General features: G+C 32.1%; 15 protein-coding genes and 1 other RNA gene. 8 read left to right on the forward strand and 8 right to left on the reverse strand.

All coding sequences use genetic code 11. From position 1 onward, the window contains the following. Window positions 1–56 precede the first annotated feature (56 nt). An RNA gene (gene rnpB, locus GCU34_RS03495) (RNase P RNA component class A) lies at window positions 57–358 on the forward strand. Window positions 359–423: 65 nt separating this feature from the next. Here rnpB and GCU34_RS03500 read toward each other — a convergent pair. Further along, window positions 424–1,149 (reverse strand): LOG family protein, encoded by a 726-nt coding sequence (locus GCU34_RS03500; RefSeq protein WP_072784117.1) that lies wholly within the window; start codon window positions 1,147–1,149, stop codon window positions 424–426. An 88-nt stretch (window positions 1,150–1,237) separates the two neighbouring features. Beyond that, complete coding sequence (gene uvrA / locus GCU34_RS03505) at window positions 1,238–4,069, reverse strand: excinuclease ABC subunit UvrA (protein ID WP_072784116.1); 2,832 nt, start codon at window positions 4,067–4,069, stop codon at window positions 1,238–1,240. A 280-nt stretch (window positions 4,070–4,349) separates the two neighbouring features. Here uvrA and GCU34_RS03510 point away from each other — a divergent pair, with 280 nt between their 5' ends. Continuing rightward, window positions 4,350–5,219 (forward strand): helix-turn-helix domain-containing protein, encoded by an 870-nt coding sequence (locus tag GCU34_RS03510; RefSeq protein ID WP_072784114.1) that lies wholly within the window; start codon window positions 4,350–4,352, stop codon window positions 5,217–5,219. 84 nt (window positions 5,220–5,303) lie between these two features. Then, window positions 5,304–6,146 (forward strand): alpha/beta hydrolase, encoded by an 843-nt coding sequence (locus tag GCU34_RS03515; RefSeq protein WP_227658726.1) that lies wholly within the window; start codon window positions 5,304–5,306, stop codon window positions 6,144–6,146. 268 nt (window positions 6,147–6,414) lie between these two features. Here the strand turns inward: GCU34_RS03515 and GCU34_RS03520 are convergent, their stop codons facing one another. From GCU34_RS03520 to GCU34_RS03535, 4 genes are read right to left on the reverse strand one after another with little or no spacing between them, the layout of a single operon-like run. Beyond that, window positions 6,415–6,858, reverse strand: a complete 444-nt coding sequence (locus tag GCU34_RS03520; protein WP_178138352.1) for an acyl-CoA thioesterase — start codon at window positions 6,856–6,858, stop codon at window positions 6,415–6,417. Window positions 6,859–6,878: 20 nt separating this feature from the next. Beyond that, window positions 6,879–8,696 carry a chloride channel protein gene (locus GCU34_RS03525; RefSeq protein ID WP_072784108.1) on the reverse strand — a complete coding sequence of 606 codons (1,818 nt, stop codon included), beginning with the start codon at window positions 8,694–8,696 and terminating at the stop codon, window positions 6,879–6,881. Between the two features lie 43 nt (window positions 8,697–8,739). Next, window positions 8,740–9,330: an acyl carrier protein phosphodiesterase gene (locus GCU34_RS03530; RefSeq protein ID WP_072784106.1), complete on the reverse strand. Its 591-nt coding sequence runs from the start codon at window positions 9,328–9,330 to the stop codon at window positions 8,740–8,742. A gap of 51 nt (window positions 9,331–9,381) precedes the next feature. After that, entirely contained in the window at window positions 9,382–10,605 is a 1,224-nt protein-coding gene (locus tag GCU34_RS03535; RefSeq protein WP_072784104.1) for a glycosyltransferase family 4 protein, read from the reverse strand. A gap of 448 nt (window positions 10,606–11,053) precedes the next feature. Here GCU34_RS03535 and GCU34_RS03540 point away from each other — a divergent pair, with 448 nt between their 5' ends. After that, window positions 11,054–12,094 (forward strand): GMP reductase, encoded by a 1,041-nt coding sequence (locus GCU34_RS03540; RefSeq protein WP_072784103.1) that lies wholly within the window; start codon window positions 11,054–11,056, stop codon window positions 12,092–12,094. 53 nt (window positions 12,095–12,147) lie between these two features. Continuing rightward, window positions 12,148–12,660 carry an NUDIX hydrolase gene (locus GCU34_RS03545; RefSeq protein ID WP_072784101.1) on the forward strand — a complete coding sequence of 171 codons (513 nt, stop codon included), beginning with the start codon at window positions 12,148–12,150 and terminating at the stop codon, window positions 12,658–12,660. 3 nt (window positions 12,661–12,663) lie between these two features. Here the strand turns inward: GCU34_RS03545 and GCU34_RS03550 are convergent, their stop codons facing one another. Further along, window positions 12,664–12,864 (reverse strand): YqaE/Pmp3 family membrane protein, encoded by a 201-nt coding sequence (locus tag GCU34_RS03550; protein WP_072784099.1) that lies wholly within the window; start codon window positions 12,862–12,864, stop codon window positions 12,664–12,666. A gap of 58 nt (window positions 12,865–12,922) precedes the next feature. Further along, window positions 12,923–13,297 (reverse strand): winged helix-turn-helix transcriptional regulator, encoded by a 375-nt coding sequence (locus tag GCU34_RS03555; RefSeq protein WP_072784097.1) that lies wholly within the window; start codon window positions 13,295–13,297, stop codon window positions 12,923–12,925. A gap of 150 nt (window positions 13,298–13,447) precedes the next feature. On the opposite strand from GCU34_RS03555, the gene GCU34_RS03560 reads away from it, so the two are divergent. From GCU34_RS03560 to GCU34_RS03570, 3 genes are all read left to right on the forward strand, one after another. Further along, window positions 13,448–14,290 carry an SDR family oxidoreductase gene (locus tag GCU34_RS03560; RefSeq protein WP_072784095.1) on the forward strand — a complete coding sequence of 281 codons (843 nt, stop codon included), beginning with the start codon at window positions 13,448–13,450 and terminating at the stop codon, window positions 14,288–14,290. Between the two features lie 83 nt (window positions 14,291–14,373). Beyond that, window positions 14,374–14,928 carry a DUF6642 family protein gene (locus GCU34_RS03565; protein ID WP_072784160.1) on the forward strand — a complete coding sequence of 185 codons (555 nt, stop codon included), beginning with the start codon at window positions 14,374–14,376 and terminating at the stop codon, window positions 14,926–14,928. Between the two features lie 410 nt (window positions 14,929–15,338). Further along, a complete protein-coding gene (locus GCU34_RS03570; protein WP_178138351.1) occupies window positions 15,339–15,602 on the forward strand; it encodes a helix-turn-helix domain-containing protein in 264 nt (87 codons plus the stop codon). Window positions 15,603–15,800: the final 198 nt, after the last annotated feature.

The raw sequence follows: 15,800 nt of genomic DNA on the forward strand, positions 1-15,800 counted from the left end.
TTACAATTTATATGTGATAAAGTTTTTAAGGTAATGTTAAAGTGTTTACTTTTGCGCCCGCAGACCGTCTTATCGCTGCTCGAAAGAGGAGAGGAAAGTCCGGACACCATAGAGCAAGCATAGCGGGTAACGCCCGTCCGTTGAAAGGCGAGGACAAGTGCAACAGAAAGTATGTACAGGTAATGCTGTAGTGAAACCAGGTAAACTCTATGCGGTGAAATGCCATGTATATCAGCAATTAAGAGCTGCTCGTTCATGCTGAGGGGTAGGCAGATGGATTCCGTGAGTAATTGCGGAACTAGATAAATGATAAGACTCCTTTTGGAGACAGAACCCGGCTTATAGGTCTGCTTTTTTTTTAAAACAAAAAATGTCATTTTAATTTACTTAAAATGACATTTTTATTTAAAGTTTATCACCAAATTAGAAGTTAGGCGATAAATTATATTTTTTGTAGAAATTATCTAAAGCTTCTAAAACTTCATCCTCGTTGTCTACTATTTTAAACAAGTTTAAATCTTCTGGACTCACATTTTGGAATTTTTCTAATAAAACGGCTTTTACCCAATCCATTAAACCTGTCCAAAATTCTGTTCCAACTAAGATAATAGGAAATTTTGCAATTTTCTTAGTCTGAATTAAAGTAATCGCTTCAAATAATTCGTCTAACGTTCCAAAACCACCAGGCATAACTACAAATCCTTGAGAATACTTAACAAACATTACCTTTCTTACGAAGAAGTAATCGAAGTTTAAGTTTTTATCTCTATCTATATAAGGATTAAAGTGTTGCTCGAAAGGTAACTCGATATTTAAACCAACTGAAGTTCCGCCACCGTAGTGCGCTCCTTTGTTACCTGCTTCCATAATTCCAGGTCCACCACCAGTAATTACACCGTAACCAGCTTTACTGATTTTGTAAGCAATTTTTTCAGCTAATAAATAATATTTGTCTTCAGGTTTTGTTCTTGCTGAACCAAAAATAGAAACACAAGGACCAATTCTTCCCATCGATTCGTAACCATTTACGAATTCCGACATGATTTTAAAAATTGCCCATGAGTCGTTTGTACGTATTTCGTTCCAAGTTTTTTGTTTAAATTTCTCTTGGATTCTGTGATCGTCATTTTCGTATTGATCTGCTGCCATAATAAAATTAAATTAATTTGTTGGTAAACAAATAATTAAGTTAAACATTAAATCTTGAGCAGTGTTGTTGTGTGAAGTAATTAGAGCGCTAAGATAATTCTTTTTTCAAAAACTGCGCTGTATAGCTCTTTTTATTTTTTATTACTTCTTCCGGAGTTCCCACTGCTACAACTTGTCCGCCGCCTTTTCCACCTTCGTAACCAATGTCAATAATATGGTCGGCTAGTTTTACAACATCTAAATTATGTTCTATAATTAAAACAGTATTTCCTTTCTTAACCAATTTGTTAATCACTTCCATCAACACACGAATATCTTCAAAATGCAATCCTGTTGTAGGTTCGTCTAAAATGTAGAAAGTGTTACCAGTATCTTTTTTCGAAAGTTCGGTTGCCAATTTTACACGCTGTGCTTCACCACCAGAAAGTGTCGTACTTTGTTGTCCCAAAGTAATATAACCCAATCCAACATCTTGAATGGTTTTTACTTTTCTGTAGATTTTAGGAATATTCTCAAAGAAATCAACCGCTTCATCAACCGTCATTTCTAATACATCAGAAATCGATTTTCCTTTGTAGCGAATTTCCAAAGTTTCTCTGTTAAAACGTTTGCCTTGACACGTTTCACATTCTACATAAACATCTGGTAAGAAACTCATTTCAATTGTTCTCACTCCAGAACCTTCGCAGGTTTCACAACGTCCGCCTTTTACGTTAAAGCTAAAACGACCAGGTTTGTAACCACGAATTTGCGCTTCAGGTGTTTGGGTAAATAAACTTCTAATTTCAGAGAAAACATCAGTATACGTCGCAGGATTACTTCTTGGTGTTCTACCAATCGGACTTTGGTCAATATCAATTACTTTATCAATGTGTTCTAAACCTTCAATTTTTTTGTATGGTTGTGGTTTTTTTACCGCATTAAAGAAATGCGTATTCAAAATAGGATACAAGGTTTCATTAATCAATGTCGATTTTCCACTTCCCGAAACACCAGTAACACAAATTAGTTTTCCTAAAGGAAATTCTACCGAAACATTTTTTAAATTGTTGCCGCTTGCTCCTGAAAGCTTCAATATTTTTCCGTTTCCTTCACGACGCTTTTTTGGAACTTCAATTTGCATTTTACCACTCATAAATTGAGCTGTAATGGTATTTTCTTTTAATAATTCTTTTGGTGTACCTTGACTGATGATTTTTCCACCAAAACGACCTGCTTTTGGTCCGATATCAATTACGTGGTCGGCACGTTCAATCATGTCTTTGTCGTGTTCCACTACAATAACTGAATTTCCAATATCGCGCAGACTTTCCAACGATTTAATCAAACGTTCGTTATCGCGCTGGTGTAAACCAATACTAGGTTCGTCTAAAATATACAAAACACCAACTAACTGCGAACCAATTTGCGTAGCCAAACGAATACGTTGTGCCTCTCCACCCGAAAGTGATTTGGAACTTCTATTTAAGTTCAGATAATTTAAACCAACATCCAATAAAAACTGTAAACGAGCAGTAATTTCCTTTAAAATTTCAGTCGCAATGGCTTGTTGTTTGGTATCTAAATGTTGAGGTAAATCGGCAAACCAATCCGCTAGTTCAGCGATATCCATTTGTACCAATTCGCCGATATTTCTGTCATTGATTTTGAAATACAAAGCCTCTTTACGTAAACGCGTTCCATGACAATCAGAACAATCGTTTTCATCCATAAACTCTTTTGCCCAACGTTTTATGCTTTGTGAATCGGCTTGTTCGTATTGATTTTTGATAAAGTTGGCAATACCTTCAAAATCGATTTTGTAATCTTTAGTAATTCCCATAACCTTTGAAACCACCGAAAACTTTTCATTTCCACCATGTAAAATCATTTCCATAGCTTCTTGTGGAATCGTTTCAAGAGCATCGGTTATTTTAAAGTCGAATTTTTGTGCAATAATTTCCAATTGCTTAAAAATCCATGAGTTTTTATATTCTCCCAAAGGCGCAAAACCACCATTTTTAATCGATAATTTCGGATTTGGGATAATTTTATTCAGGTTGATTTCGTTAACCGTTCCTAAACCATTACAAGTGGGACAAGCACCTTTTGGCGAGTTGAACGAAAAGTTATTCGGTTCTGGGTTTGGATAAGAGATACCCGAACTTGGACACATTAAATTTCGACTGAAATAACGTACTTCGCCACTTTCTTGCTCAATAACCATCATGATATCATCACCGTGATACATAGCGGTTTTAATGCTTTCAGTCAAGCGCTTATCTGTGTCCTCATCGCTCTTAATTAAAACTCGGTCTATGACCGTTTCGATATCGTGTGTTTTATAACGATCGACTTTCATGCCGTATTCCAAGTCACGGATTTCACCATCTACACGAACTTTTACAAAACCTTGCTTGGCAATTTGTTCAAATAATTCACGATAATGTCCTTTACGTGAACGAATGACTGGTGCTAAAATATTAATTCTTTTGCCGTTAAAAGTATCTACAATCAATTCTTTAATTTGCTCATCAGAATACGAAACCATTTTTTCCCCCGTGTTGTAACTGTAAGCTTCGCCAGCACGAGCATACAACAAACGTAAGAAATCGTAAATCTCGGTAATCGTACCAACGGTAGAACGCGGACTTTTACTTGTTGTTTTTTGTTCGATAGCAATTACAGGAGATAAACCATCAATTTTATCTACATCGGGGCGTTCTAAACCGCCCAAAAACTGACGCGCATAAGCAGAAAACGTTTCAATGTAGCGACGTTGACCTTCGGCATAAATGGTATCGAAAGCCAAAGAGGATTTACCAGAACCCGAAAGCCCTGTAATAACCACCAATTTCTCCCGCGGAATGGTAACGTCTATATTTTTAAGGTTATGCGCTCGAGCGCCAATAATTTCAATCGTTTCTTGTGTGTTGTTCATAGTTTTTTTGGCAAAGCGCAAAATTACAATTTTATAGAGAGAAATACTAACAGACTTATAGAGAATTGTATGTTAATAAATTCAGGAGCAGTCATATTGTTTTCAAGACTTAACATAATCATTTCGTAAACCTGCAAGGTTTCCAAAACCTTGTAGGTTTAAAAAAGTATTGTTTAAAAGGTTAAAATTAGACCTAAATCACTATTTTTGAAATAAAATAGTTTGCTTGAAATGGTTTTTAAACAAACTGGTGTTTGTGTGTCATTTTGAAAAAAAGTAAATGAAAATATTCGACAATTTTGTAGATTTTAATAAATACGTTGGATTAACCAAACCTTTCGATTTGAATATTGATGTCGGCGAATATCCTGCTTCAACGCTATTAAAATCTGAAGGAATTGGATTTGAATTTTACAGAATTTCATTTAAAACAAATTATTACAACCCTGAAATAAATAGAAGTAATACGCCTATTACAGCCATTTTTTTTAATAGTCCAGGGAATTTTTATGAATGGGATTTAGCCGAAAGTTTCGAGGGATTTTATCTTCATATATCAAAAGAAATAATTAACAAACATCGTTATTTATTTCAAAATTATTTGGAATATGGAGAACACGAAGCTCTTTATTTAAAAGGGTCAGAGGAAAAAGAATTAATCAATATTTTTAAACTCATTATTAGCCATTATAAACATAAACTTGAGGATTATGATGTTCTTATTTCATATGTAAACTTGTTGCTAAATCTTGTTGAATCTTTTTATAAAAGACAATTTAAAACAGAAACAAAAAAATACAATCTTATTGTAAGTGAGTTTCAACAATTGCTAATGGAATACTACAACCAGCCTTTTGAAGGTGTACCAACTGTAAATTATTTTGCTCAAAAATTAAAACTTTCAGCCAATTATTTAGGTGATATTATTAAATCTTATACCAACAAATCTGCTATAGAAACTATTCACGAATTTGTCATAGATAAAGCTAAAGAAAAACTTATGCAAACCAATTCTACAAGTGCTGAGGTAGCGTATGAACTTGGTTTTGAATATCCTAATTATTTTTCCAAATTATTCAAAAAGCAAACTAATGTAACTCCGAAGCAATTTAAAACGCAACAAATTTTCATTGAAAAGTTGAATCAGTAAAATGTTTCCTTTTATTTAGTAAATCGTGTAATTCATTAATTTTGAATTGGTATACTTTTGTAATAGATTTTAAAACAAAATAGTATGACACAGCAAAAAATTAATTTCACAAACACAAATAACGGACTTACAATTTCTGCTTATTTAAACCTACCCGATAATTTTAATGAAAATGAAAAATATCCAGCAATTGTAGTAACACATCCTGGAGGTGGAGTAAAAGAACAAACTGCTGGAATTTATGCCAAAAAATTAGCTGAAAATGGTTTTGTTACAATTGCTTATGATGCATCTTTTCAAGGAGAAAGTTCTGGCACACCAAGACAATTAGAAAACCCTTATGTAAGAACAGAAGATGTAAGTGCAGTAATTGATTATTTCACAACACTTCCGTATGTGGATAATGAAAGAATAGGCGCACACGGAATTTGTGCAGGTGGAGGGTATACTGTAAATGCAGCAATTAACGACAATAGAATTAAAGCTGTTTCTACAGTTAGTGCAGTAAATATTGGTGCTATGATGAATAGAGGTTGGCTTGGAGACCAAGATCCTAAAAATGCTGTTGCTTGGTTAGATTATGGCGCAAATGCAAGAACCTTAGAAGCAAATGGTTCAGAAGTAACAATGATGCCCATGGCTCCATTGAATAAAGAAGATACACCGTATGTAGATTTACAAGAAGCTTGGGAATATTATCATACAGATAGAGCGCAATGTGCCACTTCTCCAGGTGTTGGAACTGCAAGAAGTTTAACGCAATTGGTTACTTATGATGCTTATAATTTTGCAGAGTATTATTTAACACAACCTTTATTACTGATTGTTGGAAGTGTAGCAGAATCTATGTGGATGAGTGATGATTTGATGAAAAGAGCTTGTACTGAAAAAAGAAAAAATATGTTGTTGAAGGAGCAAATCATATGAAATTATATGATATTCCTGAATATGTTGATGAAGCCGTTTCTCAAATAGTTCCATTTTTTAAAGAGCATTTAAAAGCATAAATCTGTAAATAAATTATAACTTAATAGCCGAAAAATTCGGCTATTTTAATTATCTATTAAATGAAAAAAGAACGCTTTGAAGCGCTAACAAATGCAGTAATGGCTATGTGTATTAACTGACATGGTTTAGGTAATGAATTACCAGATTTAAATATTGACACAGTTTATTTTAAAGTACCATAACAAACTTAACTCATCGCTGGCTCGTAACTCACAATCGCTTCGCGTAACCAATCAGGAATTTCAATAGATTTTCCTATTGTTGTGTCAATTAAAACCTGAACGCTTTTTCCTTTGGCGTGAATCACTTCGTTATTTTCTTTATCGAAACTGGTAATTAAATATTCAATTTCAAAGCTTTTTGAACCTAAGGCTGATGTTCTAATTTTTATCGTAGGTTTATTTGCGGTTAATTTTAATTCTTTAAAATAATCGCATTCAATGTGCGCAATTACAAACATATTTTTGGTCCAATCCCATTGCGGACAAGCAGTTGGCATATAATACCCACGACCAATTTGAAAATACTCGAAATAATACACATTATTTACGTGATTTAAAGGATCTAAATCGTTCCAACGGATGCTTAATGGCATTGAAAATTTGAAATCGTTTATATGTATTGTACTCATAATTTTAATATTTATTTTTTTTATTCAATCGTCATGGAAATTAATTTCTTCCTATATTCTTCTAAAATGTGGTATTTTGAAATAAAACCAATAAACTTGCCTTCTTTTAAAACAGGTAATAAAGTAGTTTGACTGTTTTCAAACTTTTCCATTATCATATCTGCGGTTTCATCATATAAAATGATTTCTTTGGGCGAACGGATAATTTCTTTAACCGATGTATGTTTTACTTGAAATGGCGATAATATAATGGGACGAATTTCATTTAAACGAATGACCCCCATGAGTTGGTTGTTTTCATCTAAAACAGGAATTAAAATTTGACTTGTTGTTTTAATAACTTCTAAAAGTTCTTCTAAATTATCCGACTCTTTAATACTTCTAATATCAGTTGTAATTAATTTAGAAACTTCAATACTAATTAAAAGGTTTTTATCTCTATTATCTGTAAATACATCGCCTTTATCGGCCAAATCTTTAATGTCGAATGAATGTATTTCGAATCTCTTAGAAATGGCAAAACTGATAGAAGAAACAATCATTAACGGAATCATTAAATTATAACCACTAGTAATTTCGGCAATAAGGAATATAGCAGTTAAAGGAGCGTGAAATAATCCGCTCAAAATACCAGCCATTCCTACTAATGTAAAATTACTTACCGATAAATCTTTATCAATTCCAGTTAGGTTTAAAAACTTGGCAACCACAAATCCTAAATAAGAACCCACAAAAAGGGAAGGAGCAAAGTTTCCTCCATTTCCTCCAGAACCTAAAGTTAATCCGGTAGCATAAACTTTAACCATCATAGTTACTCCAACAAAAGCTAACAAAACCCATGGGTTATTTTTGAAACCACTAGCTAATGTATTGTCAAGTATATTTTCGGGATTATTATTAGCTAATACTTTAATACTTTCATATCCTTCACCAAATAATGTTGGAAAGAAGAAAATTAAAACAGCTAATAAAACGGCTCCAATTAATGCTTTTCTATAAGCACCTTTCTTTTTATGAAACCATTTTTCGATACTTCTAAAAGTTCGTGCATAATTAATAGAAACAAAACCAGAAAGAATTCCAAGAATAATATAATAAGGAATATTATGATAATCAAAAGCTTCACCTTCTTTGAAGTTTAATAAAATATCTTCGTTTAAAACAATTGCAGAAACCAGAGAACCTGTCGCAGCACTAATCATAATAGGGATAAATGCTGTAATACTTATTTCTACTAAAACCACTTCGATAGCAAATAAAACACCGGCAATAGGTGCATTAAACGCTGCTGCAATTCCGGCAGCTACACCACAAGCTAAAAGTAACGTTCTGTCTTTATAACTTAAACGATAATTTTGAGCAAAATTACTTCCGAAAGCAGCACCCGTAATAGTAATTGGTGATTCTAAACCCGCACTTCCTCCCATACCAACAGTAAACGAACTCGTAATTATTTGAGAATACATTTGTTTGCGTGGCATAATTCCGTTTTTCTTAGCCACAGCATTCATAATTTGAGCGGTACCTTTTTGAATAGAACCGTCTAAAACTTTTTTTACAATGAAAACTGTTAATAAGATTCCAATAATTGGGAAGGTACTATTAGAATAAGGTAAATGTAAAAAACCGTCTAAATATTGAGCAAACTTATAAACCCAATGCGCAAATGTTTTTAAAACAATTACAGCTAAAGCAGATGAAATACCAACAAGAACACAAGACAAGTAAATAAATTGTCTTGGAGAAATTAAAGATTTTACCACAAATAAAAGACGTTCAAGACGTCTAAAGTTGCGCGTAATAAAATGTTTTAATTTTTGCGAAGCTGTTCTAGGCATTGTTTAATTTGGATGTGCTACAAAGGTACTTTTTATTACATTTTTACCCAAGTTCTTTTAGTTTTTCTTTACACATAAACTCAATTTCTTTCATAAAATCGAAAAATTCAGCTTCAAACTCGTTGTAAAATTCATTTAATTCAAAAATTGCGGCTTTACTTAAATCTACTTTAAACTTAATGCGATGACTCATTTGCCACAAAATTCTTTCAATTCCAGATATAGTTTGATAAGAGTTTAACCAATTTTGTTCAATTAAATAAGGAACTATTTTTTTGGTTTTTTCGGGTAAAGTATCAAAGTTTTCTACCAATATTTTATAGAAATCATCAATAAAATAATCAAGCGGAATTGAAGAAAAGTTCTTCCAATTTTTAGCTAAGAAATGATCGTATAAAACATCCATAATAACACCTGAGTAATGTCCGTAATTTTCGTGTAAACGATGTTTACTTTGGCGATAAATTTCATTTGCATCAGTAAAACTATCAATAGCTCTATGTAGTAAAATACCTTTACGCAAATCATCGGGATAATTTAAATAATCATTTCCTTTAACACTATCTGCCATGAAATTGCCTACTTTTAATAAGTTATTTTCTCCCGATAAATAAATGTGAGCTAAATAATTCATGTAATGACTTATGAGGTTTAAGACCTAAATATAAGTATTTTCTTTTAAAGTTTAGTTTTTTGAGTTTTTCAATTCAATCCATTTGCTCATAAACTTAGTACTTTGCAAAGATTGATGTTGGAAAACGTGACCTAAAAAATTTTCTTGACGATGCTTTTGTAAGTTACTTAATAAATAATCAATTTTTTCAGCAAACTCAACTCTAAATAAATCTGTTTTAAATTTATTTTCTAGAATTAAAAACCCATTTTGTTGAGCTTCATTCCAAAAGGTTTCATTTGTATATAACTGAATGGCATTTTCAACAAAATCTTTTTCACTATCTGTTATACATCCATTCCAAGAATTATTAAACTGCATTCCTTCGGCACCTATTGTTGAAGTTACTGTAGGTAAACCAAATTGCATACTTTCGAATAATTTTCCTTTTAAGCCCGCACCAAAAGGAATTGGGGCTAATAAAACCCGAGCTTTTGTAAAAACATCACGAACTGAACTTGCTCTACCTTTTACTAAAAAACCTTCTTTTAAATTGTGTAATTGCATTACTTTATCGCTAGCATAAGCACCATAAATATGCATTTCGGCATCTGGAAGTTCTTTTTTAATTGATTTCCAAAGTTTTTTTAGCTGTAAAACGGTTTGCCAATTGGGTTCATGAAAAAAATTGCCGATGCTTACAAAGTGTTTTCTTTCTGAAAAATGGGGTTGATTTGTATGGATTTCTTCAATTAAAAAAGGTAAATATTGTAGAAGTGAACGATCTATTTTAAAGGTTTTAGTCAATAATTCCATTTCATATTCTGAAATTATCAAACTCAAATCACATCGATAAATACTTGCTAATTCTCTTTTAAATGTATCCGATAAGTAATCTTCAAAAGATAATGTTCTATTTTGTTTAAAAGCAATTTCTCGTGCTTTGCGGAGAAAATGCAAATCTTCAGTATCTAAAATTGTTAGCGCATTTGGACAAGTTTCAGTAACGCGCCAACCATATTGTTCTTCTGTCATAAAACGATCATAAAGCACAACATGTGGGTTTAATTCAGAAATTTGATGATTAAAACAATCACTATTTAATGTTATAGTTGCAGTAGTAATTGGTAACTTATCTAAATTATAAGAATACTCAGTTTTACTTGCCGAACACAAAAATGTAATCTTAAAGTTTTGTTTTTGAAACAAATCAATTAATTGCAACATTCTACTACCAGCAGCAGTTGAATTTGGCTCGGGCCAAACTGTTCCAATGATTACAAGATGTTTTTGCATATTACAAATATAGAATTAAAGTTTAATTTTTAGGTTTTGCATTAGTTTAAACAATGCGAAGCATTGTACTCTTTTACGCAGAATAGTCTGAAAAAGCTCTGAAATTCAGGACAAAGTCCGCAGAGTTTTTCAGATGGTTTTAATCGAAGATTAAAAATTCCTCGTAAAAGTGTCCTTTCTTTTGGTTCGTTTTCTTTGGACAAGCAAAGAAAATGAATGTAAAAAGGCAAAATTGTTAATAAAATGTTGACTTTTAAATTTTATTTCGTTCTTGATTAGGCATATTAAATCTTAATTTTAACCTAAATTCAGTTTGAAAACTGAATCGACTATTTTGATAAATTTAATCAAAATGTCGAGGTTAACCTAGACAAAATCTTCGATTTTCGTCTACTCTTGAGCAAAATACGCTAATGCGTATTTTGGGTTTAAACTATATATTTTTATTATGAGAATAGAAAGCGATTTAAAATTAGGTTTTAAAGATGTTATGTTTCGTCCGAAACGTTCCACATTAAAAAGTCGTTCACAAGTAGATTTAGAGCGCGAATACAAATTTTTACACAGTCCGTTTAAATGGAAAGGAATCCCGATTATGGGAGCCAATATGGATACTGTGGGAACTTTTGAAATGGCACTTTCTTTAGCTCAAAAACAATTATTTACAGCGGTTCATAAACATTACACGGTTGAAGAATGGAAGTTTTTTATGAATACTGCTCCTAGCGACATTATCAATTATATTGCAGTAAGTACAGGAACAGGTAAAAAAGATATTGAAAAAGTCTTAGAAATTTTTAAGCAAAACCCTGAATTACAATTTTTATGTATTGATGTGGCGAATGGTTATTCGGAACATTTTGTAGATTTTGTAAAAAAAATGCGTGGTTATTTACCTGAAAAAGTAATTATTGCGGGTAACGTAGTTACTGGAGAAATGGTAGAAGAATTGTTGCTTTCGGGCGCTGATATTGTAAAAGTAGGTATTGGTCCTGGTTCTGTTTGTACGACTCGAGTTAAAACAGGTGTTGGTTATCCACAATTATCGGCAATTATTGAATGTGCTGATGCAGCGCATGGATTAGGCGGACACATTATTAGTGATGGCGGTTGTAGCGTTCCCGGTGATGTAGCCAAAGCTTTTGGTGCTGGTGCCGATTTTGTAATGTTGGGCGGTATGCTTGCCGGTCATGACGAAAGTGGAGGAGAGCTGATAGAGAAAAACGATGAGAAATATAAATTTTTTTATGGCATGAGTTCAAGTACTGCTATGACGAAACATGTTGGTGGAGTAGCAGAGTATAGAGCAAGTGAAGGTAAAACGGTTCAAGTTCCTTATCGTGGTCCTGTCGAAGATACGGTTTTGGATATTCTAGGCGGTTTGAGAAGTACTTGTACCTATGTGGGTGCGGCTCAATTAAGAGAATTATCAAAACGAACCACTTTCATTAGAGTTACTGAACAAGAGAATCGAGTTTTTACGAAGTAAGTAAAAAGTAAAAAGTAAAAAGTAATTTTGCACTAACCACTAACCACTAAAAAATGTCAATTTTTAAATACTGTCCCAATTGTAAATCTGAAAATATTGAACATCCAAATCATGTTCGGTTTTTGTGTCACGATTGTAATTTTACGTATTACCATAATATAGCAGCGGCGGTTGCTATAGTTTTTACTTTTGAAGATAAAGTTTTATTTACCGTTCGCAATGTTGACCCAGATAAAGGGAAATGGGATTTACCAGGCGGATTTATAGATCCAGGAGAAAATGCTGAAGAAGCAGCTTGTCGTGAAATAAATGAAGAATTAGGAATACAAGTGAAACCAAATGATTTAAAGTACATTACTACTTCACCTAATAATTATTTATACAAAAATGTTCCCTACAGAACAATGGATATTTTTTATGAATGTCCTTTACAGACCGATTTTATTAATATAAATGCTGAAGATGAAATTCAGGATTTGATTTGGGTAAAACGTTCCGAAATAGATTTGAACCAAATTGGTTTTGTTTCTATTCGAAAAGTCATTGGAGAAAACTATATAAAATAGCATTTACCCTCTTTTCATTTCGCGAATTATCTTATTCGTTCTTCTATCAGCATACATTCGGTTTAAAGCGGTAACCGCCCAAATAAATGCGGGTATCCAACCAATAATCGTAATTTGTAAAAGCAAACATATAAATCCGGATAATATTTTACCTTGTAGCATTAAACTCAACCAAGGAAAGAAAAAAGCAATTACGTAGCGCATGATGATGATTCGTTTTTTGATGTACTAGTTAGTAGTAAAATCAACTTCAATGTCACACTTATTTGTTTTCAGCGAATTCACGCCTTGAAGTTTGTATAGCTTCCATATTTCCTTTTGCCCAAAGCACTAAACCGTGTAAATGTGGTAATAAAGATTTTCCTCTTTCGGTAAGTTGATATTCTACTTTAGGAGGAATTTGAGGATATACAGTTCTGTTTACTAAACCATCAGATTCTAATGTCTTTAGAGTTACAGCAAGCATTTTTTGAGAAATAGACGCTATAGTTTTATGAATTTCATTAAAGCGTAAAATTCCTTCCTCTTCTAAAACTAATAAAACGAGTACCGACCATTTATCTCCTATGCGATCAATTACATTTCTAATTGGACAATCTTCAATATTTGAAAATTTATTTAAATTTTTTTCTTCCATAATCCTTTGAAATATGCATTACTAACCAAAAGGTAAGTATTTGATTTTAAGGTAACTTCTTGTTTGAATTAAAATTTGTGACTACCTTTGGTTACCAAAAGTAAGTAAAAAACTTTTAGTAATCTAATAATCATTTAAAAAAATATAGTTATGACAATAGGAATTACAGGAGCTACAGGACAATTAGGACAATTGGTAGTTCAAAATTTAAAAGAAAGAAATACTGATGCAAACATTGTAGCATTAGTAAGAGATCCAAAAAAAGCAGCAGATTTAGGTGTTGAAGCAAGAGTATTTGATTACAATCAACCTGAAACACTTGCAGAAGCTTTAAAAGGAATTGATAAGTTATTATTAATTTCAGGAAACGAAATTGGTAACAGAAGTGCTCAACATACAAATGTTATTGAGGCAGCAAAAAAAGCTGGTGTAAAATTAATTGCTTATACGAGTTTATTACATGCTGATAAATCTTCATTAGCTTTAGCTGGAGAACATTTAGAAACAGAAACTTTATTAAAAGAATCGGGAATTCCTTATGTTATTTTACGCCACGGATGGTATACTGAAAATTATGTTGGAGGTTTAAGCGGAGTTGTAGAACACGGAACATTTTATGGTAGTGCAGGAGATGGAAAAATTGCATCTGCCTCTAGAGCCGATTTCGCAATTGTTGATGCTGAAGTTTTAGTTACAGAAGGACATGAAGGAAAAACTTATGAATTAGCAGGAGATGAAATTTTTACTTTATCAGATTTTGCAAAATCACTTTCTGAAGTTGCTGGAAAAGAATTAAAGTATCAAAATTTACCAGTTGAAGAATATGCAAAAGTTTTAGAAGGATTTGGTTTACCAGAAGGTGTAGCACAATTCTTTGCTGGAACACATATTGGAACTGAAAAAGGAGATTTGTTTGATGATAGTAAAACATTATCAAAATTGATAGGAAAACCAACAACTAGCTTAAAAGCTGTTTTAAAAGCTTCTCTATAAAAAGTTTTAAAAAAGGCTTAATTATAAGAAATAATTAAGCCTTTTTTATGTTTAGAAGTTTTAAATTTGGTTTTTTAAAAAATATGAACAACCATTACATTTATTGTTTAGAAGAAGTAGCCGATGTTGAGGCAGCAAATAATAGCATTATTTTACCTGCTTTAGAAAACTTGGCTTTACACTACGGAATTACGAATGTTTATAAAACTTGTGACAGTATTGAAACATTTGAAGAAAGTTTGAGTACGCTTTTGTATGAAGATAAACATTTTAAAGATTATGCCATTATTTACTTAGTGGTAAAAGGAAAGTCAAACCAAATAAATATTGGCAATTATTATTTTTCGTTTGAAGAAATTGCAGAACTTTTTGAAGGAAAGTTAAATGACAAAATTGTTCATTTTTCAAACTTATTTCAACTCGATTTAGAAGAAGAAACGTTTCAATATTTTCTTGATGTAACTGGCGCTAAAGCAATTTCAGGTTATAGTAACAGAGTGCCTATTTTAAGTACAATTCTCGATAATTTGTTTTTTTCAATTTATGAAGAAGACGATGACATGTTTAGTGCTGTTGAAACACTTTTTGAAAAACAATATGCCTTGTGTAAAAGCCTAGGATTTAGATTGTATTATTGATTTTTTTACAAATCAGCTTTAGTTCTCAACAAAATAATATTCTTGGAACGATTTGAACATTTTTTGTAGATCTTCCTGTTACATGATTTTTTTCTAAAAAACACACTTTACTGACGTTTTTAATGAATTAAGAGGAGTAAACTTATTAACAATCCGCCACATTTTTTAATTCTATTTTACTCAACATAAACGCAATTTACACGCAACTTATTTCTTAAGACTTCTTGCAAAATGTTTATGTATTTGGGCTTCCGAAGATTCAAAAAAAGAAAGTAGATCAAAGGCATTTTAATCTTATTATGTTAATATCTTCATTTGAATTTCAATTTTAATTTTTTCAATTTTGTTAGCAACAGTACAGCCCCTATTAATTGAACTATTTTTAAGTATTAATTAAATTTTATACGCCATTGAAATCAGAAGTTTCTATTTTAAAAACTGAAATTGAAGCATTAAAAAAGAGTTTGCTAGATCTACAACAACAAGCTCAACAAGACATTTGGTACGACGGTTCCGATGTAAAACGCTTATTCCACATTAGCGAATCAACTTTAACACGCTATCGTAAAGAAGGAAAAATTCCGTTTACGAAACTTGGGGGTAAATATTTTTATCCTAAACAATACTTTACCAAGAGCTTAATGGATAAAATGCAAAATAAGGAGCTTTTGTAGTTTACGGTTTATAGTTTACGGTTTACGGTTTATAGTTTACAGTTTACAGTTTACGGTTTACGGTTTATAGTTAATTGTTTGCAATCTTCAATTAACGGATACCCCATTATTCCTATTTATTCTTACTTAATACCCATTTCGTTCGTATAAAGTTATGTTTTTGCGAAGCACTAACGAACATGCTCCGAAGCAAATACG

Source organism: Flavobacterium haoranii (genome assembly GCF_009363055.1).
Classification (GTDB): Bacteria; Bacteroidota; Bacteroidia; order Flavobacteriales; family Flavobacteriaceae; genus Flavobacterium; species Flavobacterium haoranii.

What these genes read in the sequence shown, in the direction of transcription:
- GCU34_RS03555 (WP_072784097.1), bottom strand. Translation starts at nt 13,297, where the DNA reads ATGGAAGAAAAAAATTTAAATAAATTTTCAAATATTGAAGATTGTCCA.
- GCU34_RS03520 (WP_178138352.1), bottom strand. Translation starts at nt 6,858, where the DNA reads ATGAGTACAATACATATAAACGATTTCAAATTTTCAATGCCATTAAGC.
- uvrA (WP_072784116.1), bottom strand. Translation starts at nt 4,069, where the DNA reads ATGAACAACACACAAGAAACGATTGAAATTATTGGCGCTCGAGCGCAT.
- GCU34_RS03525 (WP_072784108.1), bottom strand. Translation starts at nt 8,696, where the DNA reads ATGCCTAGAACAGCTTCGCAAAAATTAAAACATTTTATTACGCGCAAC.
- GCU34_RS03515 (WP_227658726.1), top strand. Translation starts at nt 5,304, where the DNA reads ATGACACAGCAAAAAATTAATTTCACAAACACAAATAACGGACTTACA.
- GCU34_RS03530 (WP_072784106.1), bottom strand. Translation starts at nt 9,330, where the DNA reads ATGAATTATTTAGCTCACATTTATTTATCGGGAGAAAATAACTTATTA.
- GCU34_RS03565 (WP_072784160.1), top strand. Translation starts at nt 14,374, where the DNA reads ATGAACAACCATTACATTTATTGTTTAGAAGAAGTAGCCGATGTTGAG.
- GCU34_RS03540 (WP_072784103.1), top strand. Translation starts at nt 11,054, where the DNA reads ATGAGAATAGAAAGCGATTTAAAATTAGGTTTTAAAGATGTTATGTTT.
- GCU34_RS03535 (WP_072784104.1), bottom strand. Translation starts at nt 10,605, where the DNA reads ATGCAAAAACATCTTGTAATCATTGGAACAGTTTGGCCCGAGCCAAAT.
- GCU34_RS03550 (WP_072784099.1), bottom strand. Translation starts at nt 12,864, where the DNA reads ATGCGCTACGTAATTGCTTTTTTCTTTCCTTGGTTGAGTTTAATGCTA.
- GCU34_RS03545 (WP_072784101.1), top strand. Translation starts at nt 12,148, where the DNA reads ATGTCAATTTTTAAATACTGTCCCAATTGTAAATCTGAAAATATTGAA.
- GCU34_RS03510 (WP_072784114.1), top strand. Translation starts at nt 4,350, where the DNA reads ATGAAAATATTCGACAATTTTGTAGATTTTAATAAATACGTTGGATTA.
- GCU34_RS03500 (WP_072784117.1), bottom strand. Translation starts at nt 1,149, where the DNA reads ATGGCAGCAGATCAATACGAAAATGACGATCACAGAATCCAAGAGAAA.
- GCU34_RS03560 (WP_072784095.1), top strand. Translation starts at nt 13,448, where the DNA reads ATGACAATAGGAATTACAGGAGCTACAGGACAATTAGGACAATTGGTA.